The 23,477-nt window shown below is 65.2% G+C and carries 18 protein-coding genes; 4 read left to right on the top strand and 14 right to left on the bottom strand.

Features of this window, described 5'->3' with window-relative positions; translation table 11 throughout:
* Positions 1-37 precede the first annotated feature (37 nt).
* Together ABFE16_13135 and ABFE16_13130 are read right to left on the bottom strand one after the other, a co-directional pair.
* Positions 38-1,348 (bottom strand): spore photoproduct lyase family protein, encoded by a 1,311-nt coding sequence (locus ABFE16_13135; GenBank protein MEN6346237.1) that lies wholly within the window; start codon positions 1,346-1,348, stop codon positions 38-40.
* A 209-nt stretch (positions 1,349-1,557) separates the two neighbouring features.
* Positions 1,558-2,547 (bottom strand): (4Fe-4S)-binding protein, encoded by a 990-nt coding sequence (locus tag ABFE16_13130; protein MEN6346236.1) that lies wholly within the window; start codon positions 2,545-2,547, stop codon positions 1,558-1,560.
* A gap of 229 nt (positions 2,548-2,776) precedes the next feature.
* Here ABFE16_13130 and ABFE16_13125 point away from each other — a divergent pair, with 229 nt between their 5' ends.
* Complete coding sequence (locus tag ABFE16_13125; protein MEN6346235.1) at positions 2,777-4,591, top strand: pectate lyase; 1,815 nt, start codon at positions 2,777-2,779, stop codon at positions 4,589-4,591.
* 108 nt (positions 4,592-4,699) lie between these two features.
* Here the strand turns inward: ABFE16_13125 and ABFE16_13120 are convergent, their stop codons facing one another.
* Both ABFE16_13120 and ABFE16_13115 read right to left on the bottom strand, forming a co-directional pair.
* Positions 4,700-5,605: a carbohydrate ABC transporter permease gene (locus tag ABFE16_13120; protein ID MEN6346234.1), complete on the bottom strand. Its 906-nt coding sequence runs from the start codon at positions 5,603-5,605 to the stop codon at positions 4,700-4,702.
* Positions 5,602-6,483: a sugar ABC transporter permease gene (locus tag ABFE16_13115; GenBank protein MEN6346233.1), complete on the bottom strand. Its 882-nt coding sequence runs from the start codon at positions 6,481-6,483 to the stop codon at positions 5,602-5,604. Before ABFE16_13115 ends, ABFE16_13120 begins: the two co-directional genes overlap by 4 nt.
* 188 nt (positions 6,484-6,671) lie before the next feature.
* On the opposite strand from ABFE16_13115, the gene ABFE16_13110 reads away from it, so the two are divergent.
* Positions 6,672-8,747: a BatA and WFA domain-containing protein gene (locus ABFE16_13110; GenBank protein MEN6346232.1), complete on the top strand. Its 2,076-nt coding sequence runs from the start codon at positions 6,672-6,674 to the stop codon at positions 8,745-8,747.
* Positions 8,744-9,904: an alanine racemase gene (gene alr / locus ABFE16_13105; GenBank protein MEN6346231.1), complete on the top strand. Its 1,161-nt coding sequence runs from the start codon at positions 8,744-8,746 to the stop codon at positions 9,902-9,904. Before ABFE16_13110 ends, alr begins: the two co-directional genes overlap by 4 nt.
* A 92-nt stretch (positions 9,905-9,996) precedes the next feature.
* Here alr and ABFE16_13100 read toward each other — a convergent pair whose 3' ends face one another.
* The 6 genes from ABFE16_13100 to ABFE16_13075 all read right to left on the bottom strand — a co-directional run bounded on the left by ABFE16_13100 (position 9,997) and on the right by ABFE16_13075 (position 16,850).
* A complete protein-coding gene (locus tag ABFE16_13100) occupies positions 9,997-11,082 on the bottom strand; it encodes a galactokinase family protein (GenBank protein MEN6346230.1) in 1,086 nt (361 codons plus the stop codon).
* Between the two features lie 146 nt (positions 11,083-11,228).
* The gene (locus ABFE16_13095; protein MEN6346229.1) at positions 11,229-12,227 is read right to left on the bottom strand and encodes a Gfo/Idh/MocA family oxidoreductase; all 999 of its coding nucleotides are present in this window, start codon (positions 12,225-12,227) and stop codon (positions 11,229-11,231) included.
* A 126-nt stretch (positions 12,228-12,353) separates the two neighbouring features.
* A complete protein-coding gene (locus ABFE16_13090) occupies positions 12,354-14,258 on the bottom strand; it encodes a hypothetical protein (protein MEN6346228.1) in 1,905 nt (634 codons plus the stop codon).
* A gap of 33 nt (positions 14,259-14,291) precedes the next feature.
* Entirely contained in the window at positions 14,292-14,978 is a 687-nt protein-coding gene (locus tag ABFE16_13085) for a hypothetical protein (GenBank protein ID MEN6346227.1), read from the bottom strand.
* Positions 14,979-15,064: 86 nt separating this feature from the next.
* On the bottom strand, positions 15,065-15,907 hold the full coding sequence (locus tag ABFE16_13080) for an ABC transporter permease (protein MEN6346226.1): 843 nt from the start codon (positions 15,905-15,907) through the stop codon (positions 15,065-15,067).
* 34 nt (positions 15,908-15,941) lie between these two features.
* Positions 15,942-16,850 (bottom strand): ABC transporter ATP-binding protein, encoded by a 909-nt coding sequence (locus ABFE16_13075; GenBank protein MEN6346225.1) that lies wholly within the window; start codon positions 16,848-16,850, stop codon positions 15,942-15,944.
* A gap of 196 nt (positions 16,851-17,046) precedes the next feature.
* Here ABFE16_13075 and ABFE16_13070 point away from each other — a divergent pair, with 196 nt between their 5' ends.
* A complete protein-coding gene (locus ABFE16_13070; GenBank protein MEN6346224.1) occupies positions 17,047-17,325 on the top strand; it encodes a hypothetical protein in 279 nt (92 codons plus the stop codon).
* Positions 17,326-17,437: 112 nt separating this feature from the next.
* On the opposite strand, the gene ABFE16_13065 is transcribed toward ABFE16_13070, so the two are convergent.
* The 4 genes from ABFE16_13065 to ABFE16_13050 all read right to left on the bottom strand — a co-directional run bounded on the left by ABFE16_13065 (position 17,438) and on the right by ABFE16_13050 (position 23,231).
* Entirely contained in the window at positions 17,438-17,593 is a 156-nt protein-coding gene (locus tag ABFE16_13065; protein MEN6346223.1) for a hypothetical protein, read from the bottom strand.
* Positions 17,594-17,706: 113 nt separating this feature from the next.
* Entirely contained in the window at positions 17,707-21,462 is a 3,756-nt protein-coding gene (locus ABFE16_13060; GenBank protein MEN6346222.1) for an SLBB domain-containing protein, read from the bottom strand.
* A 157-nt stretch (positions 21,463-21,619) separates the two neighbouring features.
* Positions 21,620-22,231 (bottom strand): 3,4-dihydroxy-2-butanone-4-phosphate synthase, encoded by a 612-nt coding sequence (gene ribB, locus ABFE16_13055; GenBank protein MEN6346221.1) that lies wholly within the window; start codon positions 22,229-22,231, stop codon positions 21,620-21,622.
* Positions 22,206-23,231 (bottom strand): DMT family transporter, encoded by a 1,026-nt coding sequence (locus ABFE16_13050; protein ID MEN6346220.1) that lies wholly within the window; start codon positions 23,229-23,231, stop codon positions 22,206-22,208. Before ABFE16_13050 ends, ribB begins: the two co-directional genes overlap by 26 nt.
* Positions 23,232-23,477: the final 246 nt, after the last annotated feature.

Raw genomic sequence — 23,477 nt, 5'->3', positions numbered from 1 at the left:
GCCGACGGATCGAACCCCTGCCCGAGTCGTGAGAGTGCTAGTACGGTGCCGGGTAGCCCTCGATACCCACGGGCTTGCAGATGGCCCAGGGACTCTCCGGTAGATGCTTGAGCCACGGCGTCGCCTGTGGGCCGCAGCCGCACACATAGTTGTCCGGGCGGCAGTTCAGCCGAGGGCCGAACTCGCGCCACATATCAACATTCTCCGTGCAGATGACCACGGGGAGGTCCTGGTCGTAGCGCCGGATCTCGTCCAGACAGAACTCGTAGATCTCCTTGCGCACCCAGTCGGGGAAGGGACGCACCTTCGTGTCCTTCATGCTCTCGGCGGCGTCGCGAGCGGCCGCCAGATAGACCGGGTCGAGGAGCTCCGGATCGCACAGCTTGATCAGGTCCGCATAGTCCATCCAGCAGAGGGTGAAGAGGGCGATCAGGTCGGGATGACTGCGCTCCAGGGCGAGCTTCGTCATCTCGGCGATCTCCTCGCGCCAACCCTTCACCGGCACAATGGGCTTGAACTTGTAGCGGGTGCAGACTCCCCATTCGTGGCACTTGCGGGCCGCCTCGATGCGCTCTTCCATGGTGCCGGACTCGGCTTCGAGCTTCGTGCTCTGCGTGCGTCCGGTGAGGCTCCAGACGATGATGATGCGCCGCCGCGCCTCCTCAGGTATGTGCTCCAGGAAGTCCACGTTGGCGCTCTTGGTGTGGATCAGGAGGTAGCGGTCTTCCGTGGTGGCCATGTAGCGAGCGATGGCCTCAACCGCGCCGTACTCGGGCTCCAGGCAGAGGGCCTCGGAGTCGTCCTCGTACAGGAAGGTCTTCTCCCAGGGGTTGAGCCGGGCGAGCTCGGCCAGGTGGTCAACGTAGTCCTCGACGTTCATCATGGCGGTGATGATCCCGCCCAGGCCGCAGTAGAAGCACTTGTGTGGGCACCCGTTGATGAGGTGCACACGCCAGGCCGGTCGGCAGATATGGTCGTTGCAGGGCGCGATCTTGCCCATGCTCGAGTCAAACCACACGAAGGCATCGTAGCCGAGCGCTGCACGCCAGGGGCCTGTCGGCTTGGGCCAAACACTCCTGACGCGCTCCATGTGCTCCTGGAGCTTGCCGTCCCAGCGCATGACGCCGAGGAATAGCGCCGGATCGCCCGGGGGATTCATCCCCTGTCGGCGCCGGTCGCTCCCCCAGTTCCGAGCCTGAGCCGCTGCCGGCAGCTCCTCCAGGCTCACGACTTCCACCGGAGTATCGCTCGGGACCGCCGCCAGAATCCTCTCGGCTCGGGCCCGCATCGTCGGGTCGGCCATCACCTCATCGAGGATCATCACATAGGGTGGTCGAAGGGCATACATGACATGGACCTCTTTCCGTGTCGCGCGAAGGCGTTGAAGGACGCAGTATCGAGACCGCCGCAGCCTGCCGGACCTGACAGGTCGGCAACCAGCCGGGGATTTCGCCGCCGCAAGTCACTTCCCTGCCCTGGAGAATCAGTCGGGGCGAGTCCTCGCGAGACTCGCCCCTGCGTGCGCATGACAGTTACTGACTGTGGCTCTGAAGGCCCCTACCTACTCAGCCGCCAGGGCTTGCGAATCCGGAAGGGTAGCTCGAACTTGTTCCCCAGCTTGCCCTGCTCCTCGAGGTGGATGAAGCAGGCCCGCTGGCAGCCTCGAGCACCGCAGCAGGTTGCCGGATGGTGGTAGCTATCGCGACCGGCGCGGGAGTAGGCCAGGTGCTGGTTGGCGAAGGCCCAGGCGCCGCCCCACTCGGCGATGAACTTGTCGCGCTCGTCGCCCGGAGGCATCGTGGTGATCTTGTCGATGGCGTCGGCGACCTCCTCGGTCAGGAAGGGACCGTACTCCCTGGTGCCGCCGCAGTATACCGAGGTGCAGCGATCCACATCGAGCTTGCCCCAGGAGATCTCCTGACCGGCGATGCTGACGGTCACTGCCTCGTCCTTCGGGATCGCGTTGCCCGGGCAGTCCTTCACGCACAGCTTGCAGCGGTCGCAGAGGGTACCCGGTTCCATGAGGGGATCGGGATCAAGAGCGGCATCGGTAAGGATGAAGGCGAAGCGCTGCCGCGGTCCGAACTCCGGAGTCAGGAACACCTTGCTCCAGCCGATCTCGCCCATGCCGCAAATGTAGGCGGCGATGCGGAAGTGCATGAACACGTCGGGACGCGGAAGGTCGGGGCCTACAGCCTTGCCCACTCCGCAGCCATAGCGCACCGCGGTGTTCTGGTACAGGACCGCTTCGTGGCCGCTGTCTTCGATCAGGTCGCCGACTTCGCGCAGGACGATGGGTGCATAGACATCGTTGATGTTGGCATAGCCCATCGAGGGCAGACCGGCGAAGAAGGTGCCCTCCTCAATGCCCCGGTACAGACCGCGGTGGACGCGGAAGCCCAGGCCGATGATGGACTTGGCCTCCGGGAAGATGTAGCGCGGGTCCGACTGCATGGGTGCGCCTTCGAACCTCTGAATGTCACCAATGCCGACGACGTCGGCCCCACACTCCTTCGCCCACTGTTTGACCTTCTCGGCGGTAAGCATGGAAAGGCTCCTTCGTTTCGTTGGCCCCTTGCGCCCTTGTGTCGAGCGACCGGACCGTCGGCGACCAGGCAGGTCGCCTCCCCAACGCCGGTGATTATAGGTGCATCGCCCGGCGAGGGCAAGCTGAGCGCGCCGTATGCGAAGGTCACTGAGGGCAGGACAGCGTCGCCAACCGTCGAATAGGTCTTGCGTCTGACGGTGACGACCAGCCGACGGGAAGGGGTAGACCATGCGGAAGGTGATCGTGCCGGTGTTCGCAGTTGCCGCCCTGTTTCTCTCTGTGCAGTGTCAGGCCGCGGACGCACAAGCTCCGGCGCAAGCCGACCTCGCCGCACAAGCCACCACCGCCATCGCACGCGCCGTTCACTACCTGCGCAGCGAAGTCGCCGTCGGCGGCGGGTACCTGGGTCACTACAAGGCCGACCTCAGTGACCAGTGGGGCGAAGACCACGCGACCCGTGACCAGAACTGGATCCAGCCGCCCGGCTGCCCCAGTGTCGGCTTCTCCTTCCTCCATGCCTGGGAGGGGACCGACGATCCCCAGTACCGCGAGGCGGCCTGCGAAGTCGCTATGTCCCTGGTGTCCGGGCAGCTCGAATGCGGTGGCTGGGACTACATCGTCGACCACAGCGAGCAGGGCGCTCGCACCTGGTTCTACCGCCGCAACCGCGACAGCAAAAACCCGGCGCTGACCAAAGGCCGCAACCGCGCCACCCTCGACGACGACACGACCCAGCATGCTATCCGCCTGCTCATGGCCGTGGATCAGATGCTGGATTCGGAGGTCGCACGACGCCAAGTCAAGGAGATCGTGGCAGCCATCGACCGGCTGGAGATGCGCCTTGTGCCCCAGGGGTACAGGCGCTCGGCTCACACCTGGCTTGACGTGGACGGCAAGGAGGTGCCCTGGGAGAAGGTTCTGGCGGCCTCCGAGGTCAAGTTCCGCGGAACGGACCTGAAACCGAACCTATCAGTGATGCCGCTGGTAACCAAGAACGACTGGGGCGCGTTCTTCGAACTCAAGCAAGACCGCAAGCCCGCCTTCCGGCAGTTCACGAAGGAGAACGTGGGCCGTACCATCGCCATGGTGATGGACGGCAAGTGCCTGATGGCGCCGGTGATCAAGTCCGAGATACCCGGGATGGGACTGCTCCAGCCGGACCGGCCGGCGCACTTCACGGAGTTCTTCGACGACAATCACAAGGCGATCCACGAGGCAGCCCTGTATGCCCTGGAGGCGCTGCTGAAGGCGCAGGACACCAAGGGCGGGTGGTCGCAGCGCTTCCCGGCCAAGGGCACCGGCTATGACAACAACTACACCTTCAACGACAACACCTTCTGCGACTGCGTGGATGTCATGATCCTCGCCTACAACACCTACGGCGACTCGCGCTACCGCGACGCCGTCGTGCGAGCGGGCGACTTCATCCTCATGACGCAACTGCCGGAGCCGCACCCGGTCTGGGCGCAGCAGTATGACAAGGACCTCAAGCCCTCCTGGGCGCGGAAGTTCGAGCCACCTGCAGCGACGGCGGGTGAATCAGGCGGCGTCCTGACGGCCCTCGTCAAGGTCACGCTCTTCACCGGTGACATGAAGTACCTGAAGCCCTTCCCTGCCGCGATCGCCTGGTACAAGCGCTCCGAGCTCACCGGCGCCGACAAGGGACTCTGGGCTCGTTTCTATGAACTGGGCACCAACCGCCCGATCTACATGACCAAGGACTACAAGCTCACTTACGACGGAAGCGACACGCCCACCCACTACAGCTTCAAGGGCAAGTTCTACCCGACCGCACCGATCACGCGGTATGAAGAGATCACCGCTAAGGGCGTCGCCCAGTACCTGAGGGACCACGAGGTGCGACCCTTGACCGACGCGGCGCGGGCAAAGAGGGTCTCCGAACTGGAGCCCAAGGTAACCAAGATACTCAAGGGGCAGGACGAGAAGGGGCGCTGGATTCGTGAAAACCTTGTAGTCATGAACGACTTCGAGCGCAACCTCGACACCCTGTCCGAGTACGTCGGTCTCTGTCGCAGCGAGTAGCTGCCAAACAGGCCGGTTGTCCTGCGTCCGAACACACTGGAGCCCTTCCCGCCGGACTGGGAAGGGCTCCGCTGCTCCAAGACTCTCTCCCCGCCTTATGCCTCGCCCTTACTTCACGGCCCCGGCGGTCAGCCCCTTGATGATGTGCTGCTGGAAAACGAAGTACAAGAGGAGCACCGGCACGACGGCCAGGAACACGCCTGCCAGTACAACTCCCCAGTCCGTGGCATGCTCCCCCTGGAAGCTCATCAGGCCGATGGTCAGAGTGCGCTGCAAAGGCTCGTTGATGAACACCATCGCCATGACCAGCTCGTTCCAGATCCACGCGCCCTGGAAGATCGCAACGGTCGCGACGGCCGGCTTCGCGACAGGCATGAAGATGCTGCGCAGGATCCGCCAGTGGCTGCAGCCGTCAATCAGCGCGGCGTCACTGAGCTCCTGCGGGATCCCGATGAAGTAGGCTCGAAGCAGCAGCACAGTCAGCGGCAACCCGAAGGCCACGTAGGGGCCGATCACTGCCACCCAGTCGCCGTAGTTCTCACTCAGCCACAGCGCAGGGGCAAAGACTTCGGCGGCACGCTTCAGCAGAATCGACCCGGGGTTGAACTGGTACAGCGGAATCAGCACTGCATGGACCGGGATCAGCATTCCACTGAGCACCAGCCCAAGGAGCACACCCGAGCCACGGAACTGAAGTCGCGCGAAGGCATAGGCCGCAGGCGCCGACAGCGCCACGATGACCACTACCGCAATGCCGGTCACGATCACGCTGTTGAGTAGATAGCGGCCCATGTGTCCTTCGAGCGCGAGGCCGAAGTTGCGCCAGGCGATGTGCTGTGGCAAGGCCCAGGGATGCGCCTTGATGTCCCCGTGGCTCTTGAAGGCGTTGACCAGCGACCACACTACGGGGGCCACGATGACGAGCGCGATCCCAGTCAGCAGCCCGGTGCCCAGCGTCTGCGCGATTCTCTGCGAGGGACTCTGCACGACCTGCGGGCGATCCTGCTTGCTCACAACTCACCGACCTCCTCTCCCCCGGACACCCGCAGATAGACCACGGTTGCCAGCAAGGTCAAGACGAGCATGAGGGTGGCGATGGCCGCCGCGTAGCCCATGCGGTCGTTCACAAAGCCGGAGCTATACATATAGGTAGCGAGAACCTCGGAGGCGTGGTTCGGCCCACCCTGAGTCATGACCCAGTTCAGGTCGAAGATCTTCACCGACCCCACCGTGATGAGCAGCGCGTCGACGGCAAGGATCCGGCGCAGGAGTGGGATCGTGACATACCGGAAGGCCTGCCAGGCTCCAGCGCCGTCAATCCGCGCGGCCTCGTAGATATGGTCGGGAATCGCCTGCAGCCCCGCGAGCAGCACCATCATGTGGAAGCCGGTGAAACGCCAGCAGGAGACGGCGATGATCGCGTAGATGACCGCCCAGGGCGGATCGGAGAGCCAACCGTGGTTCTCGAAGACGGGGCTCAGGCGGACCAGCATCGAGTTGAGCGCGCCGAAGCTGGGGTTGTAGATCCCGACCCAGATCAAACCGACCGCGACGATGGGCAGCACGAAGGGCGCAAAGAACAGCGTGCGCAAGAACCGATGGTAGCGCGCGACGCCACCGACCGTGACCGCCAACAGGAGTGCAGCGGGTAGCTGCACCGCGACGGAGAGGACGACGAACAGCAGCGTGTTCTTGAGGGCGGTGAGGAAGTGCGCGTCGGCGGCGAGTTCCAGGTAGTTCTGCCAACCCACAAATCGCTTCACAGGGTTGACGGCGCTCCAGGAGTAGGCACTCAGCACACAGGTATGTGCAATCGGATACAGCACATACACCGCGAACACCACGGCGGCGGGAGCAACCAACAGATAGGGAGTGAGCTTCCGGTCACGCATGAAGGCGGGTGTTCTCCTGAGCCTCGGTTCTTCGCCCCCAGTCGCGCAATCCCTCCTGCGGTAGAGGATTTCGCCAAGACCCCGGTGAAGTGGTGACCGGCACCTTGCCGCACCGCAGGCACGTCGGAGGCGCCTGACTGGGAGGACGGTTCCGGCGGGCCGCTCCGGAGCCATGATCCACACCACACATGACCTTCCTGAATCCGCTGCTGCTCTGGGGCTCCCTTGGCGCGGCCTTCCCCTTACTCTTGCACCTGTGGGGGCGCCGCAAGCCACGGCGTGTGCCCTTCCCGACTCTGCGGTTCCTCCTCGCAGGCCAACAGCAGCAGAGCCGTCTCGCCCGCCTGCGCAACCTTCTGCTTCTGCTCCTGCGGATGCTGCTGATCGTCCTGCTGAGTCTCGCCCTGGCCCAGCCGATCGTGCGCTCCAGCCCTCTGGCCAAGCTCTTCCCGGCGCAGCGACGAGTAGTGATTGCCGTCGACACCTCGGCCAGCATGGGGTACCGCCAGGGCGGCGAGACCAGCATGATCCGTGCTCGGCGGGCACTCGAGAGCCTGCTGCAGCAGATTCCCTCGACCTGTGAAGTCCAGTGTGCCGCGCTCGATTCCGACCTGAGACTCCTGGGCCCTGCGGTGCGTGGCGTCCGTCTGGCCCCGCTGCTCTTGTCCGAACTGCAGCCTACCGCCAGCCAAGGGCGTCTGATAGAGGTGCTCAACCGCACCCGGGAGATTGCTCTCAGTGACCCACAGACACGGCTCTTCCTAGTGACCGATCTGCAGGCCACGAACCTGTCCCAGGAGCTTCAGCAACCGCTGCCTTTGCCACCCGTAGTGATCGAGGTGGGGCCGCAATCGCCCGCGCCGAACCACGCGATCACGGCGGTGCAGACCGCAACGCCCTGCCCTCTACCGGGGCGACCGGTTGACCTCGAAGTGACCCTCCTGGGCTCAGACTCCTCGCAGGGCCAGGGCCTGCAGACCTTGCCGCTGAGCCTGCAGGCGGAGGGCAAACCGCTGCCCGGAAAGACCGTCGCCCTTGGTCCCGGCGAGCGTCGCTCCACGGTCCGTCTTGCCACGGTAGACCCCGGCGATCTGGGCGTGACCGTCTCGCTGCCACCCGACGGGCTGGCGCTGGACGATGTCGCGTACCATGTGATTGCCGTGCGCGAGCGCCTGCGTGTGGGTGTGGTCGCTGGTCGCTCCGATCCTCGCTACCTGTCCCTGGCCCTTAATCCAGGGGGCGAGGCGGATACGGGTGTCGAGGTATCGCAGTACCGCTGGCCGCTGCCTGCCGACCTGCCGCCGATGGAGGTGTGGGTGCTGGCGGATATCCCCGGTCAGCTTCCGTCCTCTCTGGTCAGCCCCCGGGGCGAGCTGCGCCCCGGTCTGATCCTGTTCGCGGCACCGGATACGACGCTCTCGTCGAGGACACTCCGCGAACTCCTGGGCGCCGAGGTGCAACTGGGCAAGACCGTCCAGGCGCCTCCCGAGGAGCCGCTGACGCTGGCGGAAGTGGACACGCTGCGCCGACCGCTGGAGCCCTTCGCGAATCCACGAGCTGGGAACCTGATGGACCTGCCCTTCCGAGTGCGGCGAGATCTCCCCGGCGCTGAGCGAGCACGGGTCCTGGCACGGTTCTCAGACGGCTCCCCGGCAATCCTGGGGACTCTGCACTCCGACCGGCGCGTGGTCCTGGTGAACAGCAGCCTCGATACGCGCTGGACCGATGCGCCGACCAGACCCGCCTACGTGCCGCTGGTTCACTATCTGTGCTATGATGTCGCCGGGCCTCTGAGGCGGTGTTGGAGCGAGGCGACGGCCGGGGAGACACTGCACGTCAAGGTTCCGACCGGCGCGACTGGGCCGGCAAGGGTCCAGCGCCCGGACGGTCAGACCGACCTCGTGACTGTGGCCGAGGGGCAGTGGCAGTACACGCCGCCGATTCCCGGGCTGTACCGGGTGACCTACCAGACCGGCTCGCAGCAGGTGAGTGAGCGGTTCGCCGCCAACCTGAGCCCCGTCGAAAGCGACCTGCGCAAGCTCTCCACGAGTGAACTCCGCCGCCGTCTGAAGTCGCCGTCAGCGCTGGTGGTTCCGCAGCGAGAACTGGCGGAGTACCTGCGCCGACCCATCCTGACCGAGGCGAACCTGATGTACCCGCTGCTGGGCCTCGCGCTGCTGGTTCTCGCCGCCGAGATGCTCTTGAGCCTTCCACCACGCCCGGCCCAACCCAGACCCTCAGGGGAGACTGACCTGCAATTGTGAAGCCGCTTACCTACGTCGCTGTTGATCTTGACGCCCTCCGCCACAACGTGCAGCAGGTGCTCAACCACGTCGCCGAGGGAAGCCTCCTGTGCGCCGTGGTGAAGGCCAACGCCTACGGGCACGGGATGATTCCGGTTGCGAAGGCCTGTATCGAGGCCGGGGCGCGTTGGCTTGCCGTTAGCACCGTCGAGGAGGGTGTTGCCCTGCGGGAAGCCGGCATCGGCAGCCCCATCCTCGTCTTCATGCCTCCGCTGACCCAGGAATGCGAGGCCGCTGTCGCTCACGACCTGACGGCCACGGTCACGAGCACCGCCCACGTCATGGACCTGCAACGCGAGGCACAGCGCCAGGGCAGAACCGCTCGGATGCACGCCTACGAAGACCTCGGCCTGGGGCGAATGGGGATCCAGGAGGGGTTGATGGACATCGTGGAGTTGGCCGAGGGCTGGCCGCAGATCGAGCTGGGCGGCGTCTACACTCACTTCGGCCCGCCCGGGTCTGGGATGCATGTGAACCTGCTGAACATCGTCGACAGGGGAGGCGGCCTGCGCGTCTATGCGGCCATGCTCTTCGAGGGCCTGCGGCAGATCACCGAGCGACGGCTGATGTTCCATGCGGCGGCGAGCGCGATGTTCCTCGCCGAGCCCGCGCATCACTTCGACATGGTGCGCATCGGCACACTGCTCTACGGTCAGTACCCGGACAACCTCCCCGCCCAGAACCGCGGCCTCCAGCTACGCGACACCTTTGAACTTCGCAGCCACATCGTCTCGGCGCACACGTTGGAGAAGGGAAGCAAGGTCGGCTACGGGGGCGATTTCACCTGTGCTCGGCAGACCCGCGTGGCAACGGTGCCGGTCGGCTTCTCGCACGGTCTGGGCATCGTGCCGGAGTCCGCGGCCAATCACCTGCGCTTCTGCGCCCGTGCCTTCCTGCGCTTGCGTGATGGTCGCAAGGGCCGAGAGCGCTATCTTCCGGTGGCGCAGATCACAGGCAAGCAGGCACCCCTGATCGGCCGCATCTCCATGGACCAGTGCTGCCTGGATGTCACCGACATCCCCGAGGCCATCCCCGGAACCGAGGTCATCCTGCCGGCACGGCGCGTCAGCACCCTTCCGACGCTTCCCCGGCTGTATGAACCCTTCACTCAGACCTGACACCTCGTGTCAGGTTCCTAACGCGCGGAAAGGGCCGGCAATCGCTGCCGGCCCTTCGTGTTTGTCTCAGTTGTTGGCTTGCCGCAACCGGCCTACCACTCACGCACCGATACGCCCTCGCGCAGGTTGATGATGTGAGCCTTGCCGCCGGCGCGGTTGATGGCCTCGGCAACTTCCTCCTGCCGACCGGGTGCGTAGGCAAACATCGCTCCGCCGCAGCCCGAACCGTTGAGCTTGCCACCGAGAGCACCGGCCTCCATCGCCGCCTCGACCAGTTGATCCAGCTTCTGATGGCTGACGCCGATGCCGTCGCGCAACTGTACCTGGTGCTCGTAGAGCATCTCGCCGAGGCGCTGCTCGTCGACCTGTCCGGAGGCAAGCATCTGACGCGCCTCCTGGCACAGGTCGCGGTTGATGAAGTGGGCCTTGATGCGCCGCTGGATGCGCGGCTCCATCAGCCCGTAGAACTCCTCGGCCTGCTCACGTGGCGTGCTCTTGAAGTCGAAGTCGGGGATGTGCTTGCACAGAAGGTCAATGCCCGCGTTGGTCGCGACACGAGACTCCCGCAGGACCCCGGTGGTGTTCTTGGGCACCAGGCTGTTGCCGAGCACAAAGCCGTCGAGGTGAGCGTCCAACTGGCTGATGGTGACGGGCTCCCCGCAGTCGATGTACAGCAGTCCACCGACGGCCGAGGTGTAGTGGTCCATCATCCCGCCCGGCTCGTTGAACTCGCGGACCTCGGCCTGGTACCCAAGGTGAGCAATCTGCGAGGGGCTCTCCTGAAGCTGTCCCCGCTGAGAGTACAGCAGAAAGGCAAGCCAGGCGATGGTGAGAGCCGAGGAGCTGGAGGTGCCGGCGTTGATGGGAATCGTCCCGCGGATCTCGCAGTCAAAGCCGCGCTCCATCGGCAGGCCAAGTCGGTGCAGAACGTTGGTGGCCGAGCGAAGGTAGTCGCGGTTGTTGCGGTACGGCAACTCCTGGGAATCGCAGAAGAGGTCGAAATCCGGCTCGCGCCCTGTGAGGTCGGGCATGCGAACCGCAAAGATGCAATCCCGGCGCGGAGAACCGGTGATGCGGATGTCCAAGTCGATGGAGGCCGCAATCACCGAAAGCCCCAGGAAATCCTGGTGCTCCCCGAACAGGCAGATTCGTCCGGGTGCACTTACTTCAATCGGCATGGGAAACCCAGTCCTCCCGTATAGCGCGCAGGGACAGGAGGTCGGACTCCCGGTCCCCATGGTTTGGCGCCAAAAGTCTACGTCAGCAGTCCAACGAAGTCAACCGTCGCAGCGCTCTAAACTATGGTTTTGGACGAACTTTGTCGCTAACGTGCCGCACTTACCTGAACAAGTTCGCCCTCTCTGCTCGACTCTTGCGCCGCGCACAGCACACGTAGAGTGTGCAGCATGTCTACGATGGTTGCCCGGGCGGGTTGCCCGGCGTTGAACCGCGTCAGCACATCGTGCACGTAGCCATCGTAGACGGTGTCTGCGTTGTGGCCCTCGAAGGGCACATGCTGCCCATCACGCATCAGGACGGTGCCCTGTCCGAGGTCCTCGCCGCCCCAGTGAAGGGTGTCGGTGGTGAAGGAGAAGTACCGCTCATAGCCCTCCGGCACCGTGTAGCTGACCTCACCGATGCCGACGACTCCCGAGGCCGTCTGCATCCAGATCGTCGCCAGGTCCTCCACCGGCAGGTGGCTCACCTCGTGGCTCTTGGAGCACAGGACCTGGGCCACCGGCTCGCCCGTGAGATACTGGAACAGGTCGACGACATGCGGGCCGAAGTTGAACAGAGGGCCGCCACCCGAGAGCGCCGGGTCGAGCATCCAGCTTACGCCCCAGTCCTTGTAGCGCTCGGGGCCGCCGCCGAAGAGCCGATAGTAGTAGTGACAGGGCTTGCCGAGGTTACCGGCTGCGCGGATCTGGTCCAGAGTCTCGATGACCCCATAGTGCCGGCTCACGAGGGCCACGGAGTTCCACAGCTTGATCTCAGCCACTTCCCGAGCCAGGGGCGCGAGCGACTGCCAGGCGACGCCCATGGGCTTCTCCATGTGGAAGGGCTGACGACGAGAGATCAGCTCGGAGGCCATTGCGGGCATATGGGAATGCGGCGCATGCGCAAAAACCAGGTCGACCTGCTCGCGATCGAGCAACTCGCGGAAGTCGGTGTAGCGCGTGCAGGGAAGCTCGGCTCCAACGCGCTCCAGGACCTCGGCGTCAGGGTCATGGATCGCCACGACCTCGGTTCCCTCTCTGAGAAGCGCCGGGAGATAGTAAATGGACACGTGCCAGTGGCTGGCACCCAGGATCGCAACCCGCATATAAAACCTCTACCCACGGCGAACTGGGCCCTCGTGCCGGGAAAGTCAACACGGGCCAAAGCAGCAGAGCCGTAGCAAGCTACGGCCCTGCTGTGAGAGCGTCGCGAAGTGTCTATCGCCGGGGCCTCAGGGCGTGGTTGCGCCCTGGCCGGCTGCCGGCTTGAGCAACTCGTTGCCCTGGTCGGCCAGCCTCTCAGCCTCGTCGTACTTGCCCTGTGAGAGCAAGGTGCGGGCCTGGCTGAAGATCGACTGCAGCCGGTCTGCGAGTTCTTTCTGCGCCGGGTCGCTGCGCACCTTCAGGTAAGGTCCGGCAGATTGCAGCAGCTTATCCCGCACTCGTTGCTCAGCCTGTGCGGCACCCTCCGTCACCGCAGGCTTTGTGGGAGTGGGGCCGCCGGCTGCGGGCTGTGTTACGGGCTTCTCCGGTGTAGCCGTCGGCCGCTGGAACACCACGTTGAGGATCTGGTCAACCAGCTTGTTGCGGTTGGCCGCGAAGTCTTCGGGCTTCATCTGCTGCACCCGGGAGAGCAGGTCGCCCAGTTCGCCCCGGACCTCTTCGGCCCGCTGGCGCATCTCGGCCTCGATCTTCTGGCGGTCAACCGGCTGGGCCTTGCCGCCCCTGATCTCCTGCAGCCGTTTGCCGAAGGCCTGCCTTCGCGCCCCGACCTTGGTGAGGGTCTCGAGAGCGCCTTTGAAGCTGGCGGAGACCGTGGTCGAGAGGTCCGTCTTGGCCTGGGTGTAGACGGACCGCAGGGAGTCCAGTACCCCGGCCAAGTCCTGGTCCTCGACCTGCAGCAGGCCAAGGAACATGGATACCAGCGGGTTCTGGAACAGCGACGGCTGACCGTGCAAGGTGGGGGCCTTGCGGATGGCGGCCAGGGCCCGCGAGTAGCCCCGGATGGCCTCCTGCATTCGTCCCGCACGACCGGCGGCGCTGGCGGTGCGCAGGATCTCCATCGGCTCGCGTAGATCGCGACCCTCGGCCTGGGCGGCACGCAGAGCTCCGTCTACCCGCTGCGCCAGATTCACGAGTTCGCGAGGCGGCTGTGTCGGACGCTTCTGACCCGCAGGGGCACGGCGCTGCCGGCCGGGTCCCTGCGCCTGACCACTGAGTTTGCGCGCCTGCGCCTCGAATTCGGTTCGGAACTGCGTCAGCAGGCGTCTCACCTGAGCTTCATCCTTGAGGCGCGCGGCCTCAACGAGCCCCTGACGGATCCTCCGGAGCTGGTCCACGTTGCCGCCGCGCTTCTTCAGCTCAAGGCCTGCCATGTTCGCCTGCGCAAAGGCCTGGGCGAGGTCACGGTGTGCCTCGAAGAACTTGAGCACCTCGGGCGGAATCTCGTCCTGCGCACGCTGTGCTGCCGCCGCTGCTTCGGGCTTGAGACCTCCCTTGCCGACACCGGAGGCCAGTCCCTCAAGACCGCCGGGCACCCCCAGAGGTCCCTGGGCTGTCTCACTGGGACCTGTGGCAGAGCCACCGGAGACGCCGTCGGCCAGGTGCGCCAGACGGCTGGTGGCTTCGTCGAACTTGCCCGCCTCAATCGCTTTGCGCAAGGGATCCAGACGAGGCACGACGGTACCCGCGTACTCCGGGGAGGCGGTCGCCGAGATTGCACCAACCGCGGCTTGCAGACTGCTCTGCGCCGCGCTGCGATCCAGCCATAGCTTGAGTGTCATGGCCCCCACGGCGAGGAGCGCCAGTGCCAGGAGGCCTAAGGCAGCCAGAAGTGCACGGGAGACCGAGCCCGAAGACCCTGTGTCCTCCAGCGGCAGTTCCTCACCCGGCAGCTCCTCCGGGGTCAGAGGACGACCCAGCGAAGCCGGCAAGGAGGTGACTTCCCAGGGCAACTGCGGGGGCGCCGAGGCAGGCGACTCCACCGAGGGCGTCTCCTCGGAAGGCACCTGTGGCGATGGCGCCTCCTCCTGCTCTGGAGTCGCAGCGTCGGACTCTACCTGCGGCGCCTCGTCTCCAAGGGGCTCACGGTTCTCCGCCGCTTTGGCCCCCTCTTGTCCCTGTGGTATCTCACTCACGGGCGAGTAGCTCCTTGCCTGCGTCGTCTCGGATCAGTGCTGTCCGCTGTGATGGGTCCCGCGACGGCTGGCCTCTTTCTTGGCGAAGAACTGGTCAGTCAGACCGGTGTTCACCCGCAGGTTGCTGAAGGCCACGTTCACCGAACCTGAGGCGCGAGCCCCGAGCGTCTCCTTCGGGATGGAGCAGTTTACCCGGGCCGGCATCCAGAAGCCCTGCACCTGCTGGTACGTGAACTCCACGGTCGCGTTCACAGTGGTCCCCGTGAGCGCCTGGACCTTCGTCACGGTCCAGTGGCTGCCCTCAGCCCACAGCAAGACCCTGGGCTCACGGCCCGTCGGCGCACCGGTGTCCTGTTTGGGGATCAGCTTGAGGCAGTAGATCGGGGTGTTGCCGACCTTCTTGGTGCCCGCCAGGACCACCTTGGATTCCTTTTGTACCTCCTTGGCCAGATCGCCGAAGAGCAGCGCGCGCTTCGGGATGACCACGATGCTGTTGGACTCGACGTAGGTCTTGTCCGGGAGCTTCACGTACACCTTGGCCGTGCGCCGGGGGATGTCCAGATCCGGCATGTTCGTGTCGACGGTCACCGTTGCCGTGTAGTCGCGGATGCCCCGGTTCAGGGACAGTACCTTGTTCAGGATATCGCTCGCAGAGGGAGCCGCAGCGGCTGAGACCGCCAGGGACAAGCCAAGCAGCACCAGACAGAACGCTTTTCGCATGGGTCCTACACCTGTTTCGTGTCGTGCAAGATTCGGGCCGGCCACGCCGTACTGCTGGAGGACTAGCAAGTCATGTCCTCGGAGGACTAACACGTCATGTCTTTCCGGCAGAACACCATCAGGGTCCCGGTAATGGCAAGAAGGGTATACTCCACCACGTAGTACAGGTCAATGCCGATGACCTGCCAGTCGATGGTCGAGCCAAAGACCTTCTTGAAGCCGTGGAAATGGCTGGTCAGCAGATAGGGCTGCAGCCAGTCGAAGGCCGGGATCACCATCAGTGCGGCACTGACGATCAGGAACCCCACGGTCACGCCAGAGGCGGTCAGCGGGTGCTCGAAGATCGTCGAGCAGAAGAGTGCCAGGGCGGCGACCGAGAACATGGTCACCACCGTGAGCCCATACGCGATGCCCAGGCGACCAAGTGCCTGCGGCTCGGTGATGATACGAAGTCCCCTGTCCATCACGATCAGGTCTCCGCGTCCGAACACCACGTAGCCCAGCGCCAGCGAGAACAGCCCCATGAACAGGACGATGGCGGCGGCATGGGTGAAGGCCGCGGCCAGCTTGCCCACGACCACTGCCCAGCGGTGGACGGGACGAGTGAGGAGCGTCCGGAGCGTCCCACGCTGCGCCTCACTGGCGATGATGCCTCCCGCGATCATGCTGATGAGCAGCGGAAGGAACACATCGACCGCCGGCGGGATCTCGAGCAGGAAGTAGGGCATCGAGGGCCCGCTCACGGTCTTGCCGCCGACGGCGAAGTCACTGCCGAAGCGGCGACTCACGTCACCCATCGGCGGCCCTTCGGCCCACACTCCCCACACCAGAAGTCCAATGAACACTGCAAGCAAGACGAACCCGGCATAGGTTCCCCGCTGGCGGAACATCTTGCATAGCTCGGTTCGGACCAGGCTAACCAGGCGCATGAATCTCGCCGTCCCTCATCGGAGGTCCTGCGTATCAGGACATCAGTTGCATGTACAGATCTTCCAGGGTAAGTCGCTCACGGCTCAGGAGGGACACCCGCAGACCCGCGCGAACCAGGGCGCCATTGAGGTCGGGAATCGCCTCGGGGCTACAGGTTGCGCGGAGCTGTCCGTCGACCATCTCGACGCGCCGCACGAAGACCAGGTTCTCCAAAATGGTGCGTGCCCGGTCGGTGTCGTCGGCCACGATTCGGACGGCCGTTTCCGGTTCCGACAGCAGGTCGGTGACCTTGCCGCGCTTCACGATCTTGCCCTTGCTCACAATCGCCGCGTCGGTGCAGATCAGCTCGACCTCATGGAGCAGGTGGCTGGAGAGGAAGACGGTCATGTCCTCTTCCTGGTTGAGCCGCAAGAGCAGGTCACGAATCTCCACCAGCCCCTGCGGATCGAGCCCGGAGGCAGGCTCATCCAGGATGAGAAGCTGCGGCCGAGGCACCAGGGCCTGGGCGATCCCAAGTCGCTGCTTCATCCCATGGGAGAAGGCGCGCACCGGGTCATGCTGCCGCTCCCGCAGACCGACGAGATCGAGGACTTCGTCGATGCGACGCGCGTCGACGCGCCCGGCGAGCGATGACAGCACCTCCAGGTTGCGCCGAGCCGACAGGTACTCGTAGAAGGCAGGCTCCTCCACCAGCGCTCCGACGCGTCCGCCCTCCCGGGAGAGCACAGTCCCGGCACGAACACCGAGCAGGCGAGCTGTCCCTGCTGTAGGCCGCAGCAACCCCAGGAGCAGGCGAATCGTGGTGCTCTTGCCGGCGCCATTGGGGCCGAGGAAACCAAAGACCTCCCCGCGGGCGACGGTCAGGTCAAGCCCATCGAGTGCGGTGAGGCGGCCATAGCGCTTGCGCAGTCCCCTGGTTTCGACGGCGAGTTCGTCTTGCATGGGATATCATCGCACCTGGTGTCCGGCGCTGTTATGGCAGGCTGTCGGGGGCACAGGCGAGCCTGGGAGAGTAACCATCGACCGATCGGGCCTGTAGAAAAGGGGGCTGCACGGTCCCGACGGTTGTGATACACTGGGCCGCGTTGGTTGGATCAGATGGCATTCCTGGACGGATGCTGGAGGGACCGCCGCTGCAATGAAAGAAGCCAAGCACATGGGCTGGATGCTCCTGGGCGTCGTCATCGGCCTGGGCCTGGGCATCTATCTACTGCTGAAGATCTTCGAGTGGACGGGCGGCCGACTCGCAGACAGCCCGACCCTCTCCATCTTCGTCGCCGTCCCCATCCTCGGAGGCGGACTCGTCGGCGGCGGATACCTTGCTCAGTGGCTCATCTACAAGCGCGAGAAGAAACACCGGCAACGCAAGCGAGCCGAGAGGAACGCCCAGGCAGTGGGCAAGAAGCGCAAGAAGTAGGCTGTCGGGCAAGAGCTTCCCGCCGCCGCAGGACCCTCTTCTCTCCCTTATAGGAACCGGGGCCGCCCACAATCAGGGCGGCCCTTCGTCTGTTTCCTGTTCCTCGGGCTCACTACCCCGCTCTCCGCAAGGCTGGTTCCCGGCTAGCGTGGCCTGGGCGATGCTCCAGCTCCTGGCTGATCTTCGAGGCCAACATGCAGGCGCTCAGGGCCAGGGCCGCAAGGGACAGCCACAGGAAGAGGAATAGGATGATCGCTGCGGCCAGCATGGTCGTCCACCTCTCTCACCCTCCCTCGATGCCTTGCGTCCATCACTGTACCCCCTCCCCTCACTATCACTAGAGTCAAACGCCGACTGAGCCTGCGAAGTTCGCAGTCGCCCCTAGTTGGTCAGAACATTGATCAGAGACGCCAGCGGGAAGATGGTCGACAGGGCCTTCTGCACCTGGTCGGTCTTCGCGTCCGGCACGTAGATCAGGTCCCCGTCCTTCAGTTCCGGGTTCTGTTTGATGTCACCACGGCTGCTGGCCACCGTCAGGTTGACGACCTGCCAGGCACGCCCTTCGGGGATCTGGCGCGTAAGCACTGACCGGCTCGGGGCGGAGTCCTTGGTCAGCCAGCCTTCGGCGCTGTGGGCCACGGCATCAAGCACCCGGTCGCCTGGCTTGAAGGGGTAAGTCCCCGGCTTGCGCACTGCACCGAGGATCGTGACCATGTGGGTCGACTCGGGCACCAGCACCAGGTCGCCGTCCTGCAGCAGCGGGTCGCTCGGCGGCTGCTCCCCTTGCAGGAGGGCTGTCAGGTCCACATTCTGCGCCTCGGTGCCGCGAACGACGGCCACTCGTGTCGGGTCGGCATTGGGGTCGATTCCACCCGCCACGGCGATGGCCTGCGACAGTCGAGTACCGGTCTTGACCTCAAAGCGTCCCTGTTGCTTCACCTTGCCCATCACGTGCACGCCGAGCTTCCGAACCCGCTCGACCACCACGGTGTCACCGTCCTGCAGCACGGGGTTCGCGGCCAAGTCCTCACCCGCAACGGCTTCGGAGGGATCGACGATGACGATTCTCCCGTCGGCCCGCAGGATCTGGGCCTTGTGCCGATCGGCATCCTCGCTGAGGTCCTGTGCAGCCGCCAGGGCATCGGAGAGCCGGTTGCCCTGTCGGAGCGTATACCGTCCGGGCAGCTTCACGCCTCCCAGGACCGCGACGCGCCGGGCGGAGCTGTCGACGTAGAGGGTGTCGCCGTCTCGCAGCTCCACGTTCTGGGCCGAGCGCTTGTCGCTGAGGAGCACATCAAGGTTCACGTCGAGGGTCTTGCCGTCGGCGCGAAGCAGCGTGGCGGTGTCCCCGGCCTCGGCGGAGAGCTGACAGATGGCGAAGAGGTCCGACAGGTAGCGGACGGAGGACAGCGGGAAGCGGCCGCTGCGCAGCACGGCTCCCAGAACCGCTACCTGCCCGGCCGCCACGGAGTCGACGATCAGGGTATCCCCGTCGCGCATCAGGAGGTTCGCCGCCACCTCACGCCGGTCGATGGCGGCCTCCAGATCGACAGTCTCAGTCGTCCCATCGGGATGCATGAGGGTGGCGGAAGAGCGGTCGGTCTCATACATGAGGCCGCCCGCTTTGCCGATCGCGTTCACGACTCGTGCGCCTGGGTCCAGCTCATGGCGACCCGGGAGGCGCACCGAGCCCATCACAACCACTCGCGAGATCTCGCGCTCGGGCACGAAGACCACATCGCCGTGGCGCAGGAGGAGGTTGGCCGGCGAGCTCGCGTCCTCCATGATGGCCTGCAGGTCGACGGCCTGCACCTGGGCACCCTCACGGGTTACCTTCGTCAGCCTGGGTTCTGCGTCTTTGGTCAGTCCGCCGCCAAGGGCAACCGCATCCGACACCCGGGAGTTGGGCAGCAGCTCGAGCAGCCCGGGGTGCGTCACAGCACCCAGGACGACGACCTCGTTCCGCGGACCGGCCTCGAGAACCACCGTGTCGCGGTCCTCCAGCACGAGGTTCGCCGCGGCGTCCGTCTTGTTGAGTACGCGGTCCAGGTCAACGGAGAGCTTCTGGCCGTTGGCCCGCAGCACCGTTGCGGTCCGGGCTCGAGCCTCGGTCGCCATCCCGCCGGCGGCTGCCAGGGCATCGGAGAAACGATCGCCGGGCCGCAGGTAGTACTGCTTCGGCTGCGCGACCTCGCCGAGGACCGCCACCTGCATCTGCGCGGTGCCGATGATGACGGTGTCGTCCTCCTCAAGCAGCGGGTTCGCCTCCTGATTGCCCCCGGCGATTGCCTCTGCCGGGTTCACGGTTACCGTCTTGCCGCTGAGGCGAAGGATGGTCGCGTGCTTGCGGTCGGCCAAGTCGGTCATATCTCCGGCGGCCGCCAGGGCGTCCGAGAAGCGATTGCCCTTGCGCAAGAGGTACCGACCGGGCTCCTTGACGGCGCCCAGCACAGCCACCTTCCGCGTCATACTGTTGATGATGAGCGTGTCGCCCTCGTGCAGTTCGAGGTTCGCCTGAGAGCGCTTGTCGCTCATGACGGCGGCGAGGTCGACCTTCAGGGTCCGGCCATCGGCGCACAGCAACTGGGCGTCGTCGCCGGCGTTCTCGGCCGGTTGCGCGACCGCCAGCAGGTCGGCGATGCGTCGTACCTGCGCCAGGGGCACTCGCCCCGACTGGTTGACTGCGCCCAGAACCGTGACGAACCCGGTAGCCAGGGAGCGGACGATGACCGTGTCGCCGTCGACCAGCAGCGGATTGGAGTTGGGGTCACGATCGACCAGGATGCGCACGAGGTCGACATCCTCGGTCTTCCCGTCGGCATGGACCAGCGAGGCCAGGCAGCGGTCGGTCTCGCCATCCAGCCCACCGGCCTTGGCGACGACGTGGGAGACGCGGCTGCCCGGTTCCATCGGATAGCGGCCCGCCATCTTGACGGCGCCGATGATGACCACCTGCGACAGGTCGATCGGCGGAACCAGAAGGGCGTCACCGCTCTTGAGCTCGATGTCCAGCTCGGGCTTGCGACCGGAAAGGAGTTCATGCAGGTCGAGTTCGACGAGGCTACCATCGGCGCGCATCAGTCGCGCCTTGCGTTCATCGCCTTCGCGGTTCAGTCCGCCGGCAAGGGCCAGGGCACTCGACACCTTGGAGCCTGCCACCAACTGCTTGACGCCGGGCTCGCGCACTTCGCCCAGCACAGCCACCATCGACCGTGGCGGCACCAGGATCGCGTCGCCATCCTGGAGCAGCTCATTGGCCGGGTCGTTCTTGTTGGCCATGATCTTGTTCAGGTCAAGGGTCACCGGCTCGGCGCCCTCATGGGTCAGGCGCACGGACTCTGGAGCAGCATCCGGAGCCAAACCGCGAGCCAAGGCCAGGGCATCGGCGAGACGGCCCTTCTCGGGGATGTCGTAGATGCCCGGCTGCTGGACCGCACCGAGAATCGCAAAGCGCTGGATCGGTCGCTCGTGGCAGATGAGGATGGTGCCCGGCGAGAGCTTGATGGTCTCCTGGCCGACAGGCCGCTTGAGCTCCTCCTGGGGGTTGAAGTCGGTGCGCTTACCGTCAGGGGCGACCAGGGTGGCCCGGTCGCGATCCGCCAGCAGAGTCATGTCGCCGGCCCAGGCCAGAGCCTGTTGCAGAGTGATGGGCTGGGAGACCGGGTACATCCCCGGTCGGGCCACGGCGCCCATCACAAAGAAGGCCTCCTGGCGGAAGCCGAGGATGGTCACGGCGACGTTGGGGTTGCGGATCTCCTTGCGCAGGCCCTTGCGGAGGTCCTCGGCGAGCTGCTCAGCCGTCTTGCCGGCCGCCATGATCTCGCCCAGGAAGGGGTGAGCGATCTTGCCGTCAGGGCGCACGATCGTGCTGGGGACGGTATGCTCGGGAGCGTCCCATACGGTGATGGCCAGGATATCGCCGGGGCGAAGAGTGTATCCCGCGGGTGGCTGCTGACCGGCCCGCCAGATCTCGAAGGGAGTCCCCACGACGGTGTAGGGACTCGGATTCGTGATCGGGGGTGCGACGGTGGTTGTCGGTGTCGAGGACGAAGTGGTGTTGTCCGAGTTGCCCTGTGGGTTCTGGGCTGCGGCAACCACGCACATGACAAGGGCGGCAAGCAGTAGCAGGCGCTTCACAGCGTCTCATCCTCCGGGTTGTTGGTGTCCTTAGGAGGAGCGCGAAGCCCGTTGCTAAGCCGGCGCAGGGGCCCCGGCGCCCCACGGGTGGCTGGGCGCGGTCACGACGCGAAGGCGGCCGACCGAGGAGGGCCCGCAGGAGAGGTGTCGCGGGGTCCTAGTTCTCGGCCAGGGCTGCCATAATCTGGGGCACACTCACCATGGGGATCCCATGCTGCCGAGAGAAGGCCGCAATCTGTTCCCCGTGAGCCATGTGCCCGTCCGGGGCCATGACCTCGCACATCACGACCGCAGGCTGCAGTCCCGCCAGGCGTGCCAGAGCGATCGCACCCTCGGTATGGCCTCTGCGCTCCGCTAGCCCGTCCGGTGCCGCGGCAAGCGGGAACACGTGGCCGGGGCGCATGAAGTCCTCGGGCTTGGTCTGCGGATCAATCAGGGCGTGCATCGTTGCCGCACGCTCGAAGGCCGATACGCCCGTAGTGGTGGTGGGGTTGTAGTCCACCGTCTCGGTGAAGGCGGGAACGTTGTCCCCATGGAAGCGGGGCTCAATGAGTCGGATGTCGAGCTCCTCCAGCCGTCGTGCGTTGATCGCAACGGTAACGAGACCACGGGCGTGGGTGGCCATGAAATTGACCTTCTCGCCCGTGATGTGCTCGACCGCACACAGCAGGTCGGCCTCGCCCTCCCGTTCGGGGTGATCAAGCAGGGCGATGAAGCCGCCCTGACGGAAATGCTCAACAGCTTCAGCAAGCGGTGTCAGGTCCGTCAACGATTTCACTCCTGTCGGTCGCCGCCACAGGGACTGCGGAGACCTGTGGGCGGGCTGCCGCAAAGAACACGCCGCACAGCGTCAGGGCTACTCCCACCCATTGCACCAGACTCGGATACTCCCGCCGGAAGACGATGGCGGCGAGAAGCCCGACCACCGGCACGCAGTACTGGAACATCATGGTTCGCCCCGAGCCCAGTCGCTGCACAGCCCGATACCACACCGTGAAAGCGTAGGACCCGGAGAGCCAGGCATAGAACAGGATGCCGGCGATCACCCACAGCGCATGGCCTTGCGTCAGGGGATCGGCCAAGTGCGCGATCACCTGCGGCGTCGTGTGGAGTGCGTCCGGGGCTCCCAGCAGGATCAGGGGGATACCACCCAGGGTGTGGCAGTAGGTGGTGACCTTGACTGGTGAGTACCGCGAAAGCAGCGGCTTGGCGAGCACAGCGTACCAGGCCCACAGCACGGCGGAGACGACCATCACCAGGCAACCCTTGACGTGGGTCGGAGGAAGGTAGGATAGCCCGCTGCCGCCCAGGATCACCGCAGTGATTCCCGCGAAGCCCAGGGCAATGCCTGCCGTCATCCGTCGTGTCAGTCGCTCCCAGCCCAGGATCGCCGCTGTGAAGGCCGTGAAGATCGGCGCCGTACTGATCAGCAGCGCACTCTCGCCTGCCGAGGACCACTGAATGGCCAGGGCGAAGAGCACCTGGTAGATCGTGACCATCAGCAGCGAAAAGAAGGCCAGGTAGGGCACGTCCTTGAGGTCAAAGCGCAGGTCGCGCTCAGTAACCCACAGTACGACCCACAAGGCTACCGACATCAGGAGGTACCGCAGACTCAGCATCCCCATGACCGTGTAGTCCTCGTACACGATCTTGAGGAATACGAAGTGGGATCCCCAGATGAGCGGAACGGTGGCCAGCCAAAGATATGCGGAAGGCGACGGAGCGTGTTCCGTCGCCGGCGAGGCGTCATGCATGAGCTTGATAACCATCCGGCGGTGCTTGGATACGGTTGATTATAGGCGGCCCATCACGGGGGAGTCAATGACAGCAGGTGGCCTGCCGGCGCGTCTCTGAGGAGCCTCCAGGCGCGCTGTACCGGCCCCCCCTCGGGCAGGAGCATCGGTTTTAGCATCAAGGTTGTGAAAGTAGGGTAAGTGGTATGGGGCGGTAGTATCGGTGGGTGTTCAGTCGGGGGCGCGGGGTGGCGGTTGGCCTTCACAAAAGCGTATCGCCGC

The organism is Armatimonadia bacterium, assembly GCA_039679385.1.
Taxonomy (GTDB): domain Bacteria; phylum Armatimonadota; class Zipacnadia; order Zipacnadales; family JABUFB01; genus JAJFTQ01.
The sequence above is the reverse complement of the archived record's forward strand: the minus strand, read 5'-3'. Positions and strand labels throughout refer to the sequence as shown.

Excerpts from the sequence above, each read along its gene's own strand:
- ABFE16_13135 (MEN6346237.1), bottom strand. The coding sequence starts at position 1,348 with ATGTATGCCCTTCGACCACCCTATGTGATGATCCTCGATGAGGTGATG.
- ABFE16_13080 (MEN6346226.1), bottom strand. The coding sequence starts at position 15,907 with ATGCGCCTGGTTAGCCTGGTCCGAACCGAGCTATGCAAGATGTTCCGC.
- ABFE16_13095 (MEN6346229.1), bottom strand. The coding sequence starts at position 12,227 with ATGCGGGTTGCGATCCTGGGTGCCAGCCACTGGCACGTGTCCATTTAC.
- ABFE16_13100 (MEN6346230.1), bottom strand. The coding sequence starts at position 11,082 with ATGCCGATTGAAGTAAGTGCACCCGGACGAATCTGCCTGTTCGGGGAG.
- ABFE16_13070 (MEN6346224.1), top strand. The coding sequence starts at position 17,047 with ATGAAAGAAGCCAAGCACATGGGCTGGATGCTCCTGGGCGTCGTCATC.
- ABFE16_13110 (MEN6346232.1), top strand. The coding sequence starts at position 6,672 with ATGACCTTCCTGAATCCGCTGCTGCTCTGGGGCTCCCTTGGCGCGGCC.
- ABFE16_13125 (MEN6346235.1), top strand. The coding sequence starts at position 2,777 with ATGCGGAAGGTGATCGTGCCGGTGTTCGCAGTTGCCGCCCTGTTTCTC.
- ABFE16_13065 (MEN6346223.1), bottom strand. The coding sequence starts at position 17,593 with ATGCTGGCCGCAGCGATCATCCTATTCCTCTTCCTGTGGCTGTCCCTT.
- ABFE16_13085 (MEN6346227.1), bottom strand. The coding sequence starts at position 14,978 with ATGCGAAAAGCGTTCTGTCTGGTGCTGCTTGGCTTGTCCCTGGCGGTC.
- ABFE16_13115 (MEN6346233.1), bottom strand. The coding sequence starts at position 6,483 with ATGCGTGACCGGAAGCTCACTCCCTATCTGTTGGTTGCTCCCGCCGCC.
- ABFE16_13130 (MEN6346236.1), bottom strand. The coding sequence starts at position 2,547 with ATGCTTACCGCCGAGAAGGTCAAACAGTGGGCGAAGGAGTGTGGGGCC.
- ABFE16_13075 (MEN6346225.1), bottom strand. The coding sequence starts at position 16,850 with ATGCAAGACGAACTCGCCGTCGAAACCAGGGGACTGCGCAAGCGCTAT.
- ABFE16_13050 (MEN6346220.1), bottom strand. The coding sequence starts at position 23,231 with ATGGTTATCAAGCTCATGCATGACGCCTCGCCGGCGACGGAACACGCT.